This is a genomic window from Pseudomonas marvdashtae (genome assembly GCF_014268655.2).
Taxonomy (GTDB): domain Bacteria; phylum Pseudomonadota; class Gammaproteobacteria; order Pseudomonadales; family Pseudomonadaceae; genus Aquipseudomonas; species Aquipseudomonas marvdashtae.
Genome location: NZ_JABWQX020000001.1, coordinates 626,766 through 645,000 on the forward strand (window position 1 = coordinate 626,766; position 18,235 = coordinate 645,000).

An 18,235-nucleotide genomic window follows, 5' to 3' on the forward strand; every position below is an offset into this window, starting at 1 on the left:
TTGGTGTCCAGTGCTCAGGCTTGCGCTGTTTCCTTGCAGCATCCAGATGCCAGTTCCTTGAGGATCGGGCAGTCCGGGCGATGGTCGCCGTGGCAATGTTCCACCAGGTCCTGGAGGGTGTCGCGCAGTTCGGCCAGTTCGCGGATTTTCTGGTTTAACTCGTCAATGTGCTGCCGCGCCAGCGTCTTGACATCGGCGCTGGCGCGTTGGCGGTCTTGCCACAGGGTCAGCAATTTGCCGACTTCCTCCAGGGAAAATCCCAAGTCCCGGGAACGCTTGATGAAGGCCAGCGTGTGCAGGTCTTCCTTGCCATAGATCCGATATCCACTGTCCGTGCGATGGGCTGGCTTGAGCAGGCCGATGGATTCGTAATACCGGATCATTTTCGCGCTCAGTCCGCTCTGGCGGGCCGCTTGGCCGATGTTCATCGCTTGTCCTCCAAGTGCTTGGGCGTCCAGAACTTCAACAGTAATGCATTGCTCACTACGCTGACGCTCGACAGCGCCATGGCTGCGCCGGCCAGCACCGGGTTGAGCAGGCCGAACGCCGCCAACGGGATGCCGATCAGGTTATAGACGAAGGCCCAGAACAGGTTCTGGCGGATCTTGGCGTAGGTCTTGCGGCTGATGTCCAACGCCGCCGGGACCAGGCGCGGATCGCCGCGCATCAGGGTGATGCCAGCGGCGTGCATCGCTACGTCGGTGCCGCCGCCCATGGCGATGCCGATGTCTGCGGCAGCCAGTGCCGGAGCGTCGTTGATACCGTCGCCGACCATCGCCACCACCGAATGGCTTTTCAATTGCTCGACGATGGCGGATTTATCGGCTGGCAATACTTCGGCGTGGACGTTGGTGATGCCCAGCGCCTGGGCGACAACCCGGGCGCTGCCGCGGTTATCGCCCGTGAGCAAGTGGCTGGCGATATGGCGCTGGTTCAAGGCTTCTACCGCAGCGAGAGCACCCGGCTTGAGCGTGTCGCCAAAGGCAAACAGGCCCAGGACCCGAGGTGCCGTGCCTTGTTCGATCAGCCAGGACAGCGTCCGGCCTTCGCTTTCCCAAACCTGCGCCGACTCGTCCAGCGAACCGGGGCTCAGCGCGAGTTCGTCCAGCAGACGTCGATTGCCCAGGGCCAGGCGGCGCCCATCCAGGCTGCCGGCGATGCCGCGTCCGGTCAGGGATTGGCTATCGCTGACATCCGGTACGTTCAAGCCCCGCTCGGCACAGGCGTCCAGCACCGCTTTGGCCAGCGGATGTTCGCTGCCCCGCTGCAGGGCGCCAGCCAACCTCAGCAGCGTGTCCCGGTCGCCGTCGAGCGCGCTCAAGTGAGCGATGCGCGGCGTGCCGGACGTCAAGGTCCCGGTCTTGTCGAACACTACGGTGTTGACTGCGTGGGCGCGCTCCAGCGCCTCGGCGTCCTTGATCAGGATCCCGTGACGCGCGGCGACGCCAGTGCCGGCCATGATCGCCGTCGGCGTCGCCAGGCCCAGGGCGCACGGACAGGCGATCACCAGCACGGCAACGGCATTGATCAACGCCGTCTCCAGCGGCGCACCGTACAGCCACCAGCCGAGCAACGTGGCGAGCGCCAGCACCAATACGACCGGGACGAATACCTGGCTGACTTTGTCCACCAGCTTTTGAATGGGCGCCTTGGCCGCCTGGGCGTCTTCCACCAGGCGGATGATGCGTGCCAGCACGGTCTCGGCGCCCAGCGCCAGCGTGCGGACCAGCAGTCGACCTTCTCCATTGATGGCGCCGCCGGTGACTTTGTCGCCGGGTTGCTTGGGCACCGGCAGGCTTTCGCCGCTGATCAGTGCTTCGTCGGCGTGGCTCTGGCCTTCCAGCACCTCGCCGTCCACCGGAAAGCGTTCGCCGGGCTTGACCAGCACCTGATCATTCAAACGCAGGGCGCTGATGGCGACGTCGCGTTCCTCTCCGTCAATGACTTGGATCGCCCGTTCCGGTCGCAAGGCTTCAAGGGCGCGGATGGCGCTGGCGGTTTGCCGCTTGGCGCGGCTTTCCAGGTATTTGCCCAGCAACACCAAGGCAATCACCACCGCCGACGCCTCGAAGTACAAGTGCGGCATGCTGCCCGGCCGGGCCATCGCCCATTCGTAAAGGCTCAGGCCATAGCCGGCGCTGGTCCCCAACGCTACCAGCAGGTCCATGTTCCCCGCGCCGGCGCGGACGGCTTTGAACGCTGCAAGGTAAAAACGCGCACCGAAGATGAATTGCACCGGCGTCGCCAAGGCGAACTGCGCCCAGGCCGGCAGCATCCAGTGCACGCCAAGCGGTTCCAGCAACATCGGCAATATCAGCGGGATGGACAGCACAATCGCCAGGACCAAGGCCAAGCGCTCACGCTTCAGGTGGTCGGTTTGTGCTGTGCGAGGAGGCTGCTCGGCTTGCCAGACGCTGGCGTCGTAACCGGCGCGCTTGACCGCATCGATCAGGCTTTGCGGATTGACTTGCCCGAGCAATTCGAGGTGCGCGCGCTCATTGGCCAGGTTGACGCTGGCACGGCTGACCCCGGCGACTTTAGCCAACGCCCGTTCGACGCGGCCGACGCAGGAAGCGCAGGTCATGCCTTCGATGCTCAACTCCAGGGTTTGGACCGGAACGCTATAGCCTGCCTGCTCAACCGCTTGCATCAAGGCCGGCAGGCTTTCCCTGGGTGCCTGGATCCGCGCCTGTTCCGTTGCCAGGTTGACGCTGACGGCGCTGGCGCCGGCGACTTTGCTCAAGGCACGTTCGACCCGTCCGGCACAACTGGCGCAGGTCATGCCGGAGATCGGCAGATCGAAGGTGGTGGATTCGGGCATGGGGCAGGCTCCCTGTAGTGGATGACCACAGGATCAACCTTGCCATGCTGGCAAGGTCAAGCGCCAGTTTCAACGAGTGACCCAAACCCTGGGGGCGGGGCAAACCCGCACCGTTCGCTTATGACGGGTCAGTAACCGAGCCCAGCCTGCTTGAGGTACATGCCTTGATCATTCATGGCGATGCGGAACTTCAAGATGTCACCGGCCCTGAGGGTGATGTTCTGCGATCCCGGCGCGAGCATGCCCGGGTTGCAACCCGGCGCCTGTCCCGGCAGCAATTTCAGGCGCAAGGAAAACTGTCCCGGTGGCAGGTTGAACGAGGTGCTTTGCTCCTGGAACAGCCTGGCCGAGAGCTGATCCTGGATGTAGATGCCGATTTCGCAATTGGTCGACACCTCCAGGCGCTCGCGAGAAATGATCAACACGCCGTAATCCTCGCCGGCGGCCGATGCCTGGGGCGCCACCGCTGAAAAACCGAGCATGCAAAACAGACTGAACGCTGACCAGCGCATGGCTGAACCTCCGGTGTGAAATCCTTGATAGGTGCAGCTTGGCCGAGCGCGACGCCGATTGCCAGCCCGGCAGTTTTCGCCAGAACTTGACCTTGCCATGATGGCAAGCTTGAAACTGCGGGCAACCTCAAGCCAAGGAGTCATTTTCATGCAAATCTTCAATGTTCAGGGCATGTCCTGCGGTCATTGTGTCAAGGCCATTACCCAGGCTCTTCAGACCAAAGACGCGGGAGCCGAAGTAAAGATCGATCTGGGCGCCAAGACCGTTGAGGTCGAAAGCAAGTTGTCGTCCGAAGCCGTGATCGAAGCAATCCAGGAAGAAGGATATGAAGTCCGTCCTCTTGAAACATTTTAATCGTTAGCGACCTATCGGAATGTTCAAGAGCGTCGAGCCCGGCTAGACTGTCGGGCTGCCGACTGACGCCTGAGCTGGACGCCTGATGAACCTCCGTACCATTCTGATTCTTGGCGCCTTGAGCGCCTTCGGTCCCTTGGCGATCGATTTCTATCTGCCGGCCTTTCCGGCGATGGCCCTTGCCTTCGGGACCGACGAAAACCATATCCAACTGACCCTGGCGGCCTATTTTCTCGGGCTGTCCCTCGGGCAATTGGCCTATGGGCCGGTGGCGGATCGCTTTGGGCGGCGTGTTCCGTTGCTCACCGGCGTTGGCTTGTTCACCGTGGCTTCCCTGGCCTGCGCTTATGCGCCGAGCCTCGAATGGCTGATTGGCGCGCGCTTCGTCCAGGCCTTGGGCGGATGCGCGGGGATGGTGATTTCGCGGGCGGTGGTCAGCGATAAATGCGATGCGGTGGGCTCGGCCAAGGTGTTTTCGCAACTGATGCTGGTGATGGGCCTGGCGCCGATCCTCGCGCCGATGCTCGGCGGCCTGCTGGTGAACTTGCACGGCTGGCAATCGATTTTCATCTGCCTGACAGTGTTCAGTGCGCTCGCGGCAACGGCGGTTGCCTTGTGGTTGCCTGAAAGCTTGCCGGACCATGTGCCTCGCCAACCGTTGTCCGGTGCGTTGCGTCAATATGGCCGGCTGCTCAAAGACTCGGTTTACCTGGGGCATGCGCTGACGGGTGGTATTGCGATTGCCGGGATGTTTGCCTACATCGCCGGTTCGCCGTTCGTTTTCATCAAGCTCTATGGCGTGCCGGCCGAACATTTCGGCTGGTTGTTCGGCACCAACGCGGCGGGCTTCATTTTGGTTGCGCAGGTCAATGCGCGGTTGTTGTCCAAGCGCGGACCAGCGTTCCTGCTGACCCGCGCGGTATGGGTCTACCTGCTCGCCGGGCTCAGCCTGTTGGCTGTCAGCGCCATGCAACCGGAGCAGTTGTGGCCGCTATTGATTCCGTTGTTCATCTGCATCGCCAGCCTGGGTTGCATCATTCCAAATGCCTCGGCGTGCGCCATGAACGGGCAGGGCGCCCGGGCCGGGAGTGCTTCGGCAATGCTCGGATGCTTGCAGTTTTCGGTGGCTGCCGGGGCCGCTGCCCTGGTGGCGGCGCTGCATGATGGGACCGCCGTGCCGATGGCGATCGTCATCAGCCTCTGCGGACTATTGGTGGTGGGCGCGGCAATGCTGACCCGCCGTCTGCAGGATGCCCAGGCACTCGCTCAGGCGGGCCAGCCGGATTGATTCAACCGGCCGCGCGCTGCTGATGCTCGGGAAAATGATGCGGCGCATGAATGCGCGCTTGCAGGGTATTGGCGAAAGCCTGGGCTTCGGCCTCGGTGCGAAAGGTCACGACATGCTGGTCAAGGCGCACTTGCCATTGGGATTTTGCCACTTCTTTTATCAGGATCTTCATTGCTGACCTCCTCGTGTAAAAGACTGCGTTGCAAAGGCCTCGAGTGTAGACCGGAATGCGGGCGCAGTTGTGACGGCGGTCAATTGTCGGACTGACGGTGCAGGTTTTCCATACGGGGATCGACAAGCCAGATATCTGGCTTGCCAATCCCGGCAATCAGAACCCCTCTAGCACAATCTTGCCCTTGGCCTTCCCGCTTTCGAGCAATGCATGAGCCCGGCGCAGGTTTTCGGCATTGATGGTGCCAAAATGCTCGCCGACGGTGGTCTTCAGCGTGCCGGCGTCGATCAGCCCGGCGACGCGATTGAGCAGTTTGTGTTGTTCAAGCATGTCGGCGGTCTCGAACAGTGAGCGGGTGTACATGAATTCCCAATGCAACGACAGGCTCTTGCGCTTGAGCTTGGTTACGTCAAGCGACTTGGGATCGTCGATCAGCGCCAGTTTGCCTTGGGGTGCCAGGGCTTCGACCAATTGGTCCAGATGCTGGTCGGTCTGCGTCAGGCTGGCGACGTGGGTTACATGGCCCTGGCCCGCTTTCTTGAGGACCTCGGCCAACGGCTGGCTGTGATCAACCACAAGGTCGGCGCCCAGGCCTCGTACCCATTCCTCTGTCTGTGGCCGGGAAGCGGTACCGATGACCTTCAGGCCGGTGAGCTGGCTGGCCAATTGCGTCAGGATCGATCCCACGCCTCCCGCGGCACCGACAATCAGCAGGCTCTGGCCCTGATCGTGCTGGCCTTCGTTGATTTGCAATCGGTCGAACAGCAGTTCCCAGGCGGTGATGGACGTCAGCGGCAGCGCGGCGGCTTCAGCAAAGCCGAGGGTCTTCGGCATATGACCGACAATGCGCTCATCCACCACGTGCAATTCGCTGTTGCCACCGGCGCGGGCAATGGAGCCTGCGTAGAACACTTTGTCACCCGCCTTGAACAGCGTGACGTCGTTGCCGACCGCCTTGACCACGCCCGCCACATCCCAGCCCAGCACCTTGGCCGCGCCGTCCTCGGGCTGTACGTTTTGGCGGACCTTGGTATCCACGGGGTTGACTGAGATGGCTTTGACTTCCACCAGCAAGTCCCTGGGGCCGGCGACGGGGGTGGGCAGCTCGATGTCCTGCAGCGATTGCGAATCGCTGATGGGCAGGGATTGGTAGTACGCGATGGCTTTCATGAAGCGGCTCCGTGAGTGGGTATGTTGGCGCCCATGTTTGGCCATTTGGGATCGAGATAAAAGTGGCTAAACCAACAGGGTCTTTCAGCGATTTTTTGATAATGACCATTTGTCGCGGACAAATAGAGACTTTTCCCTCACCAACAATCGCCTCCAAAGGTTTCCGGAGGACAGGCAACCTTGACCCACGCGCTTATACTAGCGACCGCCTGTATCGGCGCGGCAACGAGGATGGCGGTAACCCGGTTTGGATCCCCGCTGTCTCCGCCGGCACAAGGCGACGCCCGGACGGGCATGCCGGCCATCCAGGCGGTCAGCCGCTTTGGGCGGCACCTTCTTATGGGTCGATATGCCCCAAGGCAGTAGACGAATGATTCAACAGGGAGTGAATACATGGAACATGCACCTTGCATCAGCCAGATTGCCACGCTACTGGCCGACCCGAAGCGCAGCGCAATGATGTGGGCGTTAATGGATGGTACCGCCCGACAAGCCGACGAATTGGCTTTGCTGGCTGGGCTTTCGCCATCCTCGGCCAACGCCCACCTGGGACGTCTTTTCACCGGGGGCCTGTTGAAAGTTGAGGTTCGCGGACGCAAGCGCTTCTTTCGCCTGGCGGCGCCCGAGATTGGCGCAGCCGTCGAGGCGCTGGCGAGCGCAACCCTCGCCAGCACGCCGCGACAGGTTCCGGACGTATTCAAGCGCGGCCTGCTGGCCACCAAGGCGCCGACGGCTCCCGCTTCGTTGATGCGCGCCAGGCTTTGCGATGACCATCTGGGGGGCACGCTGGCGGCGGACCTGTATCAGCAGCTATTGGATGCCGGGTGGCTTGAACAATGTGAGCAGCGGGTGATTGTGACCCACAAAGGTGCCAATCAATTGGCCGAACGCGGTCTGTTCATCCAGGCACTGGCCCATCGCAATGCCCGAGTTGCTTGCGCCTGCCCCGATTGGAGCGAGCGGCGTCCGCACTTGGGGGGCGCGCTGGGAGCGGCGCTGCTGCAATTGTTCATGCAATCCGGCTGGCTGAGCCTGCCCAATGACTCAAGGGCCTTGCAGGTAACGGCGCTTGGTCAACAGGAAATCCATCGGTTCGCCAGGCAGGAGTCTCTGGAAATGGCGCTCTAGGGCGGTAGACAGGTCGCAATCAGCAATCGCTGCTTGCAAGGTTCGCGCACACTCGGTCCGGGGAACTATCGGATTGGGGAGCGCAACATGAACACTCACGCCTACAGTGCAGCGGAAAGACTGGAACGGTTGCCCATCAGCGGCTATCACCGGGTCATTTTCATCATTATCGCCTTGGCTTTTTTCTTCGACTCCATGGACCTGGCAATGATGACGTTCCTGCTGGGCTCGATCAAAACCGAGTTCGGCCTGAGCTCCGCCGAGGCTGGGTTGCTTGCCAGCTCCAGCTTCTTCGGCATGGTGGTGGGGGCTTCATTGTCGGGCATGCTGGCCGATCGTTTTGGCCGCAAACCGGTGTTCCAATGGAGCATCGTGCTGTGGGGACTTGCCAGTTATCTGTGCTCCACCGCTCAGGACGTCGAGACCTTGACACTGTTTCGGGTCCTGCTGGGTGTCGGCATGGGCATGGAATTCCCGATTGCCCAGTCGATGCTCTCGGAGCTGATTCCTGCGAAGCGCCGAGGGCGTTACATCGCCCTGATGGACGGCTTTTGGCCGCTGGGCTTCGTGGCGGCCGGGGTGCTGTCTTATTTTCTGCTCCCCGTGATTGGCTGGCGGGACATCTTTCTGGTACTGGCGGTGCCGGCGGTGTTCGTCCTGGCGATTCGTTTTTTCATTCCAGAATCGCCGCGTTGGCTTGAACAGGCCGGTCGAGGTGACGAGGCGGATGCCGTGCTCAAGCGGATCGAAGAGAAGGTCCGGGCTTCGCTGGGAGGGCGCGACTTGCCTGAGCCGATTCGCCTGCCAAGACTGGCGACCGTTCCCGGCAATTTCTTCTCGGCCCTGACGCAGATCTGGTCACCGCTGTACCGCCAGCGCACGATGATGATCTGGAGTGTCTGGTTCTTTGCCTTGCTCGGTTTCTATGGCCTGACGTCCTGGCTCAGCGCGTTGTTGCAGCAGTCGGGCTTCGCCGTGACCCAATCGGTGTATTACACCGTGCTGATTTCCCTCGGCGGGATTCCCGGTTTCCTGATGGCGGCGTGGCTGGTGGAACGTTGGGGACGCAAGCCGGTGTGCGTCATCACGCTGCTGGGAGGCGGGGCGATGGCGTTTCTTTACGGCCAGAGCGCGGTGTTCGGCGGCAACATCGGCCTGCTGATCGGTACCGGTCTGCTGATGCAGTTTTTCCTGTTCGGCATGTGGGCGGTGCTCTACACCTATACGCCGGAGCTGTATCCCACCTCAGCCCGAGCCACCGGTTCGGGCTTCGCCTCTGCGGTCGGGCGCATCGGTTCGTTGCTCGGGCCCATGGTGACCGGACTGGTATTTCCTATCACCGGCCAGGGCGGCGTGTTCGCCCTCGGCGCACTGTGCTTTGCCGTGGCGGCGGGCGTGGTCTGGTTGTTTGGCATGGAGACGCGAGGCAAGACGCTGGAAGAGTTGAGCGAGGGGGGCGCGCAATAGAGCTTCCTCGCCACAGGTGTTCTCAGTGGCGAGGGGGTACTCGCTACATGACTTAGGATTTCACCAAGCGCGCATCCAAGCTGTTCTGCGCGAGCCGCTTGGCCTGGTCCTGGGTCATGCCCAAATGGGTATGCAACGCGTGGAAGTTTTCGGTGACGTAGCCGCCGAAGTACGCCGGGTCATCGGAGTTCACCGTCACCTTCACGCCGCGCTCGAGCATGTCGAGGATATTGTGCTGCGACATGTCATCGAACACGCACAGCTTGGTGTTGGACAACGGGCACACCGTCAACGGGATCTGTTCGTCGATGATCCGCTGCATCAGCCGCTCGTCTTCAATCGCCCGGACACCATGGTCGATGCGCTGGATCTTCAGCAGGTCCAGTGCCTCCCAGATGTACTCGGGTGGGCCTTCCTCGCCTGCGTGGGCGACGGTCAGGAAACCTTCATGGCGAGCACGGTCGAATACGCGCTGGAACTTGCTCGGTGGATGACCCATCTCCGAACTGTCCAGGCCCACGGCCACGAACGCATCGCGAAACGGCAGCGCCTGGTCGAGGGTTTTTTCGGCCTGTTCTTCGCTCAGGTGGCGCAGGAAACTCAGGATCAAGCCGCTGGTGATCCCCAACTGTTGCTCGCCGTCCTTGAGCGCTGCGGCGATGCCGTTGAGCACCACTTCGAATGGAATGCCTCGGTCGGTGTGGGTCTGCGGATCGAAAAACGGTTCGGTGTGGATGACGTTCTGTGCCTTGCAGCGCAGCAGATAGGCCCAGGTCAGGTCGTAGAAATCCTGGGATGTGCGCAGTACGTCGGCGCCCTTGTAATACAGGTCGAGAAATTCCTGCAGGTTGTTGAAGGCATAGGCCTGGCGCAGGGTATCCACGTCATTCCAGGGCAAGGCGATCTTGTTGCGCTCGGCCAGGGCGAACAACAGCTCGGGCTCCAGCGAGCCTTCCAGATGCAAATGCAGTTCAGCCTTGGGCAGGGCGTTAAGCCAGTCGTACATGTTTTTTTCTCATCAGCGAATCGATGGCGGGCATTCTACAGGGACGGGCGCCGATGTCGGGCAAAACCTGACCGGCTGATCCACTAAGTGTTCATGCCTGGAGGACAGCTACGTCACATCTGGAGGAAACGTTCCCGGCACGTCACAGTCTAGTAGCTCATGACCCATCCATGGCGACAGGCCCACGATGCTCACGTTGATCAAGCAAGAAAAACTGTTGTTACTGGCGCTGCTTGCCGCATTCGTCGCTTATCCATTGGAGCATTGGCTGCTGGGTAACGGGCGGGTCGTGGCGCTGGTTGGTGGATTGGTGTTGATCGGTTTTATCGTTTCCGCCTCCATGCGTGTCGCTCACCACGCTGAGCTGTTGGCGGAAAAGGTTGGCGATCCCTACGGCACCATGATCTTGACTTTGTCCGCGGTGCTGGTGGAAGTCGTGATCCTGGCGATCATGATGAACAACGAGGCATCGCCGACCCTGGTGCGGGACACGATTTATTCAGCGGTCATGCTCGACATCAACGGTATTCTCGGGCTGGCGGCGCTGATGGGCGGGCTCAAGCACGGCGAGCAGGTCTATAACGACGATTCGGCGCGCACCTACAGCGTGATGATCCTCACCGCCATGGGTGTATCGATGGTGGTGCCGGAGTTCATTCCGCAAGAAAACTGGAAGCATTATTCGGCATTCACCATCGGCGCAATGATCGTGTTGTATACCTTGTTCGTGCGCATGCAGGTGGGGCCCCACAGTTATTTCTTCAGCTACAGCTATCCGGAAAAACGTCGCAAGAAAGAGCCGGTAGAAAACGAGCCGAAGCCCATCAGCCTGGCGTTTTCCATCAGTGCGTTGGTGTTTGGCGTGGTGGTGATCGGTGCGCTGGCGGAGGTCATGTCCAAGGCCATTGACCTGGGACTGGAAGGCTCGGGCGCGCCGCCGGTGGTGACGGCGATCCTGGTGGCGGCCATTTCCGCTGCGCCGGAGATTCTCACCGCCCTGCGCGCGGCCCTCGCCAATCGTATGCAATCGGTGGTCAACATCGCACTGGGGGCGTCGCTGTCCACCGTGATCCTGACCGTGCCGGTGATGGAGGCGATGGCGCTTTACACCGGCCAGCCTTTCCAGATGGCGATGACTCCGGTGCAGACCGTGATGATCTTCATCACGCTGATCGTCAGTGCCATCAACCTCAACGATGGCGAAACCAACGCCATCGAAGGGATGACTCACTTTGTGCTCTTTGCCACCTTCATCATGTTGTCGTTGCTGGGACTCTAACGCCCGGGCAACGCACATATGGGTGGGATCAGGAGGCTGCGATCAGCTCCCGCGCCGCTTGGCTGTGGTCGGCGATCAGGCCCCTCAGGTCCAGCCCCTCGACCTGCCCGTCAATCACTCGCCATTGCCCGGCAATCATCACTCGATCCGCCCGGTCGGCGCCGCATAGCAGCAGCGCTGAAATCGGGTCATGACTGCCGGAGAAACGCAGTTCATCCAGTTTGAACAGCGCCAGGTCGGCCTGTTTGCCCACCGCCAATTCACCGATGTCGCTGCGCCCCAGCAGTTGCGCCGAGCCCCGGGTCGCCCAGCCGAGCACACGCTCCGGTGTGATCGCTTGCGCGCCATAGCGTAGGCGCTGGATGTAGAGCGCCTGGCGGGTTTCGAGGATCATGTTCGAGGCATCGTTGGACGCCGAACCATCCACGCCCAGGCCCAGCGGTGCGCCGGCGCCGATCAGCTCAAGCGTCGGACAGATGCCCGAGGCCAGGCGCATGTTGGAGCTGGGGCAATGGCAGATGCCGGTCCCGGCGGCGCCAAGGCGGGTGATTTCGTCAGGGTTGAAATGGATGCCATGGGCCAGCCAGGTGCGTGGGCCGAGCCAGCCGACACTGTCCAGGTAGTCCACGGTGCGCAGGCCAAAGCGTTGCAGGCAGAAGCCTTCTTCGTCGAGGGTTTCGGCCAAATGCGTGTGCAGGCGCACATCGAGTTTTTCCGCCAGTTCGGCGCTGGCGCGCATGATCTCGGGCGTGACGGAAAACGGCGAGCAGGGCGCCAGGGCGATCTGGATTCGCGCGCCGTCACCGCGCTCATGGTATTGAGCAATCAGCCGCTGGCTGTCGTCGAGAATCACCTCGCCCTGCTGCACGGTCTGCTGCGGCGGCAAACCTCCGTCCGCTTCGCCCAGGCTCATGGAACCGCGGGTCAACATTGCGCGCATGCCCAGTTCACGGACAGTTTCCACCTGCACGTCGATGGCGTTTTCCAGGCCTTCGGGAAACAGATAGTGGTGGTCGGCCGCCGTGGTGCAGCCTGACAACAACAGTTCAGCCAACGCCACTTTGCTTGCCAGCGCGAGTTTTGCCGGGGTCAGTCGCGCCCACACTGGGTAGAGAGTTTTCAGCCAGGGGAACAAGGGTTCGCTTACCACGGGCGCCCAGGCGCGAGTCAGGGTCTGGTAGAAATGATGGTGGGTGTTGATCAGTCCCGGCAGGATCGCATGTTCGCGAGCGTCGAACACGCTGTCGCAAGGTTGCGCGGGACTTTGCCCGGCGCTGAGCAGTTCGACGATCACACCGTCCTGCAGGACGAGACCGCCACGGGCATCGAGGCCGTTGGCGGTGAAAATGGCGAGGGGATTTTTTAACCAGGTACGGGTCGCAGGCATGGTGGCCGGCTCCTCTGAAAGTGGGTTCAGGTAAGCCAGCTCAGTGATGCCCTGTCTGCTGATCCAGGGTCGCCGGGGAAGGGCGAGGTTCGGAGTTTACTCAGGTTGGCGGGCACTTATCCAGTGCCCTGCCGAGCGCCTTGGTATTTACCAGGGAATCGTTTCGCCCTTGTAGTTGACGAAGTGGTGGCCGCCCTTGCCGGCATAGGCATTGACCTGGTCGATCAGCCCACGGGTACTGGTCTCCACGTCCAGGTCGGCGCCTTCACCGCCCATGTCGGTCTTTACCCAACCCGGGTGCAGCGACAGCACGGTCAGTGTCTGTTCACCCAATTGGCTGACAAAACTGTTAGTCATGGAGTTGAGCGCGGCCTTGCTTGCTTTGTACAGCGCCAGTTCTGGCGCATCGGGCATCGTCACGCTACCCAGCACCGAACTCATGAAGGCCAGTACACCGCTGCCTTCGCGGATCTGCCCGACGAAACGCTGGGCCAGGTTGATCGGCGCCACGGCGTTGGTGAAAAACAATTGGCCGACCTCGGCCAGCGTCGCGCCCCCCGGGTTCTGGTTGGCGGGGCCCTTGACGCCGGCATTGATGAACAACAAGTCAAAGGTCTGACCCTTGAGCCGCTGGCTCAAGGCAATGACGGCTTGCTGGTCATCCATGTCGAGCTTTTCGATCCGCACCGCGCCCAGCGCTTCCAAAGCCTGCGCGTTCTGCGGGTTGCGCACGGTGGCGGTCACGTTCCAGCCGTCGCTGGCGAGCGTCTTGACCAGACCAAGGCCCAAGCCTCTGGAGGCGCCGATGATCAATGCGTTTCTTGCCGAATTCATGAATGCTTTCCTTGAAAGAAAAAGTCACGGATTTAATGGACAACGGTGCCCGAGCCGTTGTTTCAGCTCGTGACGCAGCGCGTCGAGTTCGGTCATGCGGGTTTCGATCAGGTTCAGCTTGTCTTGGAGTAATTGCGTCACGGCGACGTCGGGATCCGGGGCGTGCCACAGGGCGGCGACACTGTTGCCGATTTCGCCAAGGGTAAAGCCCAGCCGCTGGGCCGTCTTGATATAGAGCACCAGTTGCACCATGTCGGCGGGGTAGTCGCGATAGCCGTTGGCGGTGCGTTGCGCCGCGATCAGGCCTCGCTGCTCGTAAAAGCGCAGCGTGTCGCGGCTGACCGCACAGGCCTGGGCCAGTTCACCGATACGCATTGAAGTCTCCGAGAGGACGCTTGACCTTGGAGCATACTCCAGGCTTTAGCCTCTTTGCTTCCCGATTATCCGGAGTAAAAAGCGAATGTGGACTTCTGGGCAATATCGCCGATTGGTGCGGGCCAGTGCCTGGTACGACTTGGTTGTCATGGCTGCGTTTGTCACGCCGTGGAGTTTTGTCGCGCTGCACGGTCTGCTGGCAAGCATTACCCGACTGTTCGACCTGCCAGGCCAGTTGCCGCCATTTGAGCCCATGCATTTGTTGATGGCGAATCTCCTGGGTTCGATTGTCTGCGTATGGGCGGTCTTGCGGATCCGTGATCCGCAGCCGGTCTACGGTCGTTATGATGCGGCGGGGAGGGTGCTGTTTGCTGCTTGGCAGCTTTATGCGGTGTTGCACGGTGCCAGTGCCGTGCTCTGGGCTTTTTTGTTTTTTGAGCTGGCATGGGGCGTCTCGCAACTATTGCCTGTTCGCGGTGAAGGACACACCCGAGTGCAGACGTCGGCTCTCTCGTAATGTTTGGTTAAAAAATGAACAAGCGGCTGCAACCCATGCTGTTCTTGGCGCCGCTTGAGCCATGAACGGGTTATCCACAGGTTGCTCCACAGTTATTGTGCGCAAGGTTGAAACTCAGGCATAAGCCCCGTGCGGCTTTCTTCTAAAGGTGATAAAGCGCCGCAAGCGTTTGTTTTTTTGATGGATTCAAGGTGTTGAGCAGTGTCTGTATGAAAAATGAACAATGCTCAGAAACCCGCATGACAGAAGGGTTACAGCTTGCTACGCCCAGGTTATCCACAGGCGGGTGCACAGCGCATGTGGGCAAAACCGATACCGCTGAGGCGGTTATGGGGCTTCTTGGCATTCGAGCACTATCTGTCCGCGACTCAGATCGGCGAGACGCGCTTGAAGGTTTTCAATGTGCTGTTCACCCACTGCCAATTGGAGTTTCACGCCGTTGGCTGTGAACTCCTCGGTCTGGACCAGGCCACCGCATTCGGCAATTCGCAGTTTCACCAAGGCCAGCTCGGCGAAACTGCACATACAGTGCAGCGCCACGCGGCTGATTAATTCAACTTTGTTGGCGTTTTGCAGGCATTTGTTGGCACCGCCGCCGTATGCGCGAGCCAAGCCGCCGGTGCCCAACTGGATTCCGCCGTACCAGCGAACGACCAGCACCACGACCTGGTCGCAGTCCTGGGCCTGGATGGCGGCCAGGATAGGGCGCCCGGCGGTGCCGCCCGGCTCGCCGTCGTCGTTGCTGCGGTACTGGTCACCCAGTTTCCAAGCCCAGCAGTTATGCGTGGCATCAAGGTCGCTGTGCTGTTCGATAAAGGCCTGGGCCTCGGCGGGGCTGGTGATGGGGGCCGCGAAGGTAATGAATCGGCTCTTGCGGATCTCTTCTCGGTATTCGCAAAAGCCGGCGAGGGTATAAGGCATGGAATCCTAGAGGTCTGGTGTCAGGCCGCAGCCTTTGAGGATGATGCGGATCAAGTTGTCGCCGGCATCGATCATGTCTTGCTTGGTCAACTTGCTGCGTCCCGTCACGCGGCAGATCTGCGTGGCGAAATCGGCGTAATGCTGGGTGCTGCCCCACAGCAGGAAGATAAGGTGCACCGGATCGACCGGATCCATTTTTCCCGCATCGATCCATGCCTGGAACACGGCTGCGCGGCCTTTGAACCAAGCGCGATAGTCCTGGTTGAAATATTCGCTCAGGCATTCGCCGCCGCTGATCACCTCCATGGCAAAGATCCTCGACGCCTGGGGATGCTGCCGGGAAAACTCCATCTTGGCGCGGATATAGCGGGTCAACGCTTGCGCCGGATCATCCTCGGCCGTCAGAGAGTTGAACGTGCTGTCCCACAACTGAATGATGTTGCTCAGCACCGCCACGTAGAGCCCGAGCTTGTTGGTGAAATAGTAATGCAGGTTCGCCTTGGGCAATCCGGCTTTCACGGCGATGGTGTTCATGCTGGTGCCCTTGAAACCGTGCCGGGCGAACTCATCCTCGGCGGCCCTGAGGATAGTCTCTTCATTCTTTTGACGAATGCGGCCGGTAGGCTTGCCACCATGGGCGGGAACTTCAAAGGTCATGGACGTTTCCGGGCTAGGTCTGTGGGTGCGGGCAAATGCGTTCATAGCGCACCGGTGCGGATCCGACAAGTGCCACCGCTATTAAAGCCATGCGTTGGAGAAATCTCAGCGGGTTGCCGCCAGGCTTTCGAGGAAGCTTTCCAATACCAGGTGCGGGCGACGACCCTTGCGCGTGACCGATGCCAGGCTCAGATCGTAGAAGCGCGCCAAGGGTTTGAGTGCTCGCAGCCGGCCTTGCTGGACCCAAAGATTGGCGTAGTGATCCGGCAGGTAACCGATATAGCGCCCGGTGAGAATCAGGAACGCCATGCCTTCGCGATCCGAGGCGCTGGCGGTGCAATTGAGCGCCTGGTAATGAGCCTGGATTTCGGTGGGCAGGCGGAAGGTCGGGGCGATGGCGTCCTGGCTGTCGAGACGCGCATCTTCGAGCTGCTGGTCATCGACATAAAACAGCGGATGTCCCACCGCGCAGTACAGCAGCGAGCGTTCGCTGTAGAGCGGTTGATATTCGAGGCCGGAAAGAGCGCTGGCCTGGGGGACTACGCCGACATGCAGGCGACCGTCTAGCACACCTTGCTCGACTTCGTTGGGCGCGATCATGCGGATCTGGATTTGCACTTCTGGACCGCGCTCCTTCAACTGGGCCAAGGCATGAGTGATGCGCATATGAGGCAGCGTGACGAGGTTGTCCGTCAGCCCTATGGTCAGTTCACCGCGCAGGTGCTGGTGAAGACCGTTGACCTCGGTACGAAAGCTTTCCAGCGCGCTCAATAACTGCAGGGCTGATTGATAGACTTCGCGGCCTTCTTCCGTCAGGGAAAACCCCGCTCGCCCGCGCTGGCACAGGCGCAGGCCGAGGCGCTGTTCCAGATCATTCATCTGCTGGCTTATGGCTGAGCGGCCGATCCCGAGCACCGTCTCGGCGGCAGAGAATCCCCCGCACTCCACCACGCTTCGGAAAATGCGCAGCAAGCGGATGTCGAAGTCGCTGACTTGGGCCAGGGGATCGGAACGACGGACGCTCATAGTTTAGTGATCTGCTGACTGAAGGTTAGAAAAGTTGGATTTCACCGACTTTATCCCCGTGGCAATTTAGCTGCAAGAATGCTTTTGACTTCATGCCGCTTACGCCCTGCGAGGTTTTTGTCGATGAACATGCCCGAACACGCTCCCGGTTCCCTGGCCAGCCAGCTCAAGCTGGATGCCCACTGGATGCCCTACACGGCGAATCGCAACTTCCAACGCGACCCTCGGCTGATCGTTGCCGCCGAAGGCAGTTGGTTGACCGATGACAAGGGCCGCAACGTCTATGATTCGCTGTCAGGCCTGTGGACGTGTGGCGCCGGGCACACCCGCAAGGAAATCCAGGAAGCGGTCGCCAAGCAACTGGGTACGCTCGATTACTCACCGGGCTTCCAATACGGGCATCCGCTGTCGTTCCAGTTGGCGGAAAAAATCACCAGCCTGACCCCAGGCAATCTTAACCATGTGTTCTTCACCGACTCCGGTTCCGAGTGCGCCGATACCGCGGTGAAGATGGTCCGCGCCTATTGGCGCCTCAAGGGACAGGCGACCAAGACCAAGATGATCGGTCGCGCCCGTGGGTATCACGGCGTGAACATCGCCGGCACCAGCCTTGGCGGCGTCAGTGGCAATCGCAAGTTGTTCGGCCAGGCCATGATGGACGTCGATCATTTGCCCCACACTTTGCTCGTCAGCAATGCCTATTCGCGGGGCATGCCCAAGGAAGGCGGTATTGCTTTGGCCGATGAGTTGTTGAAGTTGATCGAACTGCACGACGCTTCCAATATCGCTGCGGTATTTGTCGAGCCGATGGCCGGGTCTGCCGGTGTATTGGTGCCGCCGGAGGGATATCTGAAACGCCTGCGCGACATCTGTGATCAGCACAACATCCTGCTGGTGTTTGACGAGGTCATTACCGGTTTTGGTCGTACCGGCTCGATGTTCGGCGCTGATAGCTTTGGCGTGGTTCCAGACCTGATGTGCATCGCCAAGCAAGTCACCAATGGCGCGATCCCCATGGGTGCGGTAATTGCCAGCTCCGAGATCTACCAGACCTTCATGAGCCAGGCGACACCTGAGTACGCCGTCGAGTTTCCCCATGGCTATACCTACTCGGCGCACCCAGTGGCGTGCGCGGCAGGATTGGCGGCACTGGACCTGTTGCAGAAAGAAAACCTGGTGCAAAGCGTGGCCGAGGTCGCGCCACATTTCGAGAACGCCTTGCATGGTTTGAGGGGTTCGAAGAACGTCATCGATATTCGCAACTATGGCTTGGCCGGTGCGATCCAGATTGCTCCGCGCGACGGTGATGCCATCGTACGC

At 60.7% G+C, this 18,235-nt stretch carries 19 protein-coding genes (1 of these 19 running past the window's edge); 7 read left to right on the plus strand and 12 right to left on the minus strand.

Annotated elements, in window-relative coordinates; all coding sequences use genetic code 11:
• Positions 1-14: 14 nt before the first annotated feature.
• The 3 genes from cueR to HU742_RS03025 all read right to left on the minus strand — a co-directional run bounded on the left by cueR (position 15) and on the right by HU742_RS03025 (position 3,333).
• Positions 15-428, minus strand: coding sequence for a Cu(I)-responsive transcriptional regulator (gene cueR / locus HU742_RS03015; RefSeq protein ID WP_186645103.1), 414 nt, complete (start codon positions 426-428; stop codon positions 15-17).
• Positions 425-2,821 (minus strand): heavy metal translocating P-type ATPase, encoded by a 2,397-nt coding sequence (locus HU742_RS03020; protein ID WP_186641804.1) that lies wholly within the window; start codon positions 2,819-2,821, stop codon positions 425-427. Before HU742_RS03020 ends, cueR begins: the two co-directional genes overlap by 4 nt.
• 128 nt (positions 2,822-2,949) lie before the next feature.
• The gene (locus HU742_RS03025; protein WP_186641805.1) at positions 2,950-3,333 is read right to left on the minus strand and encodes a hypothetical protein; all 384 of its coding nucleotides are present in this window, start codon (positions 3,331-3,333) and stop codon (positions 2,950-2,952) included.
• 148 nt (positions 3,334-3,481) lie between these two features.
• Between HU742_RS03025 and HU742_RS03030 the strand changes: the two genes are divergently transcribed.
• Positions 3,482-3,688: a heavy-metal-associated domain-containing protein gene (locus HU742_RS03030; RefSeq protein ID WP_186641806.1), complete on the plus strand. Its 207-nt coding sequence runs from the start codon at positions 3,482-3,484 to the stop codon at positions 3,686-3,688.
• Between the two features lie 85 nt (positions 3,689-3,773).
• On the plus strand, positions 3,774-4,976 hold the full coding sequence (locus HU742_RS03035; RefSeq protein ID WP_186645101.1) for a multidrug effflux MFS transporter: 1,203 nt from the start codon (positions 3,774-3,776) through the stop codon (positions 4,974-4,976).
• A 1-nt stretch (position 4,977) separates the two neighbouring features.
• Here the strand turns inward: HU742_RS03035 and HU742_RS03040 are convergent, their stop codons facing one another.
• A complete protein-coding gene (locus tag HU742_RS03040; RefSeq protein WP_186641808.1) occupies positions 4,978-5,148 on the minus strand; it encodes a hypothetical protein in 171 nt (56 codons plus the stop codon).
• Between the two features lie 156 nt (positions 5,149-5,304).
• On the minus strand, positions 5,305-6,318 hold the full coding sequence (locus HU742_RS03045; RefSeq protein ID WP_186641810.1) for a zinc-binding alcohol dehydrogenase family protein: 1,014 nt from the start codon (positions 6,316-6,318) through the stop codon (positions 5,305-5,307).
• Positions 6,319-6,711: 393 nt separating this feature from the next.
• Here HU742_RS03045 and HU742_RS03050 point away from each other — a divergent pair, with 393 nt between their 5' ends.
• Positions 6,712-7,446 carry an ArsR/SmtB family transcription factor gene (locus HU742_RS03050; RefSeq protein ID WP_186645100.1) on the plus strand — a complete coding sequence of 245 codons (735 nt, stop codon included), beginning with the start codon at positions 6,712-6,714 and terminating at the stop codon, positions 7,444-7,446.
• Positions 7,447-7,533: 87 nt separating this feature from the next.
• On the plus strand, positions 7,534-8,913 hold the full coding sequence (locus tag HU742_RS03055; protein ID WP_186641813.1) for an MFS transporter: 1,380 nt from the start codon (positions 7,534-7,536) through the stop codon (positions 8,911-8,913).
• A gap of 52 nt (positions 8,914-8,965) precedes the next feature.
• Here HU742_RS03055 and HU742_RS03060 read toward each other — a convergent pair whose 3' ends face one another.
• Positions 8,966-9,919, minus strand: a complete 954-nt coding sequence (locus HU742_RS03060; protein ID WP_186641814.1) for an adenosine deaminase — start codon at positions 9,917-9,919, stop codon at positions 8,966-8,968.
• Between the two features lie 187 nt (positions 9,920-10,106).
• On the opposite strand from HU742_RS03060, the gene HU742_RS03065 reads away from it, so the two are divergent.
• A complete protein-coding gene (locus HU742_RS03065) occupies positions 10,107-11,198 on the plus strand; it encodes a calcium:cation antiporter (RefSeq protein ID WP_186645099.1) in 1,092 nt (363 codons plus the stop codon).
• A gap of 28 nt (positions 11,199-11,226) precedes the next feature.
• On the opposite strand, the gene HU742_RS03070 is transcribed toward HU742_RS03065, so the two are convergent.
• From HU742_RS03070 to HU742_RS03080, 3 genes are all read right to left on the minus strand, one after another.
• Positions 11,227-12,585 (minus strand): 8-oxoguanine deaminase, encoded by a 1,359-nt coding sequence (locus tag HU742_RS03070; protein WP_186645098.1) that lies wholly within the window; start codon positions 12,583-12,585, stop codon positions 11,227-11,229.
• A gap of 147 nt (positions 12,586-12,732) precedes the next feature.
• Positions 12,733-13,419 (minus strand): SDR family oxidoreductase, encoded by a 687-nt coding sequence (locus HU742_RS03075; protein ID WP_186641817.1) that lies wholly within the window; start codon positions 13,417-13,419, stop codon positions 12,733-12,735.
• Positions 13,420-13,443: 24 nt separating this feature from the next.
• The gene (locus tag HU742_RS03080) at positions 13,444-13,794 is read right to left on the minus strand and encodes a MerR family transcriptional regulator (RefSeq protein WP_186645097.1); all 351 of its coding nucleotides are present in this window, start codon (positions 13,792-13,794) and stop codon (positions 13,444-13,446) included.
• Between the two features lie 85 nt (positions 13,795-13,879).
• Here HU742_RS03080 and HU742_RS03085 point away from each other — a divergent pair, with 85 nt between their 5' ends.
• Positions 13,880-14,311 carry a hypothetical protein gene (locus HU742_RS03085; protein ID WP_186645096.1) on the plus strand — a complete coding sequence of 144 codons (432 nt, stop codon included), beginning with the start codon at positions 13,880-13,882 and terminating at the stop codon, positions 14,309-14,311.
• Between the two features lie 327 nt (positions 14,312-14,638).
• Here HU742_RS03085 and HU742_RS03090 read toward each other — a convergent pair whose 3' ends face one another.
• The 3 genes from HU742_RS03090 to HU742_RS03100 all read right to left on the minus strand — a co-directional run bounded on the left by HU742_RS03090 (position 14,639) and on the right by HU742_RS03100 (position 16,915).
• Entirely contained in the window at positions 14,639-15,232 is a 594-nt protein-coding gene (locus HU742_RS03090) for an IMPACT family protein (protein WP_186645095.1), read from the minus strand.
• A gap of 6 nt (positions 15,233-15,238) precedes the next feature.
• The gene (locus HU742_RS03095; RefSeq protein WP_186613642.1) at positions 15,239-15,889 is read right to left on the minus strand and encodes a TetR/AcrR family transcriptional regulator; all 651 of its coding nucleotides are present in this window, start codon (positions 15,887-15,889) and stop codon (positions 15,239-15,241) included.
• 105 nt (positions 15,890-15,994) lie between these two features.
• Complete coding sequence (locus HU742_RS03100; RefSeq protein ID WP_186641821.1) at positions 15,995-16,915, minus strand: LysR family transcriptional regulator; 921 nt, start codon at positions 16,913-16,915, stop codon at positions 15,995-15,997.
• A gap of 123 nt (positions 16,916-17,038) precedes the next feature.
• Here HU742_RS03100 and aptA point away from each other — a divergent pair, with 123 nt between their 5' ends.
• Positions 17,039-18,235, plus strand: the 5' portion of a protein-coding gene (gene aptA / locus HU742_RS03105; protein WP_186645093.1) for an omega-aminotransferase AptA. It continues 153 nt past the right edge of the window; the window shows 1,197 of its 1,350 coding nt (coding positions 1-1,197); it begins with the start codon at positions 17,039-17,041; the stop codon falls past the right edge of the window.

Coding starts and splice junctions, on each gene's coding strand:
- HU742_RS03040 (WP_186641808.1), bottom strand. CDS start 5,148: ATGAAGATCCTGATAAAAGAAGTGGCAAAATCCCAATGGCAAGTGCGC.
- HU742_RS03065 (WP_186645099.1), top strand. CDS start 10,107: ATGCTCACGTTGATCAAGCAAGAAAAACTGTTGTTACTGGCGCTGCTT.
- HU742_RS03025 (WP_186641805.1), bottom strand. CDS start 3,333: ATGCGCTGGTCAGCGTTCAGTCTGTTTTGCATGCTCGGTTTTTCAGCG.
- HU742_RS03075 (WP_186641817.1), bottom strand. CDS start 13,419: ATGAATTCGGCAAGAAACGCATTGATCATCGGCGCCTCCAGAGGCTTG.
- HU742_RS03090 (WP_186645095.1), bottom strand. CDS start 15,232: ATGCCTTATACCCTCGCCGGCTTTTGCGAATACCGAGAAGAGATCCGC.
- HU742_RS03045 (WP_186641810.1), bottom strand. CDS start 6,318: ATGAAAGCCATCGCGTACTACCAATCCCTGCCCATCAGCGATTCGCAA.
- HU742_RS03070 (WP_186645098.1), bottom strand. CDS start 12,585: ATGCCTGCGACCCGTACCTGGTTAAAAAATCCCCTCGCCATTTTCACC.
- HU742_RS03100 (WP_186641821.1), bottom strand. CDS start 16,915: ATGAGCGTCCGTCGTTCCGATCCCCTGGCCCAAGTCAGCGACTTCGAC.
- HU742_RS03055 (WP_186641813.1), top strand. CDS start 7,534: ATGAACACTCACGCCTACAGTGCAGCGGAAAGACTGGAACGGTTGCCC.
- HU742_RS03035 (WP_186645101.1), top strand. CDS start 3,774: ATGAACCTCCGTACCATTCTGATTCTTGGCGCCTTGAGCGCCTTCGGT.
- HU742_RS03095 (WP_186613642.1), bottom strand. CDS start 15,889: ATGACCTTTGAAGTTCCCGCCCATGGTGGCAAGCCTACCGGCCGCATT.
- cueR (WP_186645103.1), bottom strand. CDS start 428: ATGAACATCGGCCAAGCGGCCCGCCAGAGCGGACTGAGCGCGAAAATG.
- HU742_RS03080 (WP_186645097.1), bottom strand. CDS start 13,794: ATGCGTATCGGTGAACTGGCCCAGGCCTGTGCGGTCAGCCGCGACACG.
- HU742_RS03085 (WP_186645096.1), top strand. CDS start 13,880: ATGTGGACTTCTGGGCAATATCGCCGATTGGTGCGGGCCAGTGCCTGG.
- HU742_RS03030 (WP_186641806.1), top strand. CDS start 3,482: ATGCAAATCTTCAATGTTCAGGGCATGTCCTGCGGTCATTGTGTCAAG.
- HU742_RS03050 (WP_186645100.1), top strand. CDS start 6,712: ATGGAACATGCACCTTGCATCAGCCAGATTGCCACGCTACTGGCCGAC.
- HU742_RS03060 (WP_186641814.1), bottom strand. CDS start 9,919: ATGTACGACTGGCTTAACGCCCTGCCCAAGGCTGAACTGCATTTGCAT.
- HU742_RS03020 (WP_186641804.1), bottom strand. CDS start 2,821: ATGCCCGAATCCACCACCTTCGATCTGCCGATCTCCGGCATGACCTGC.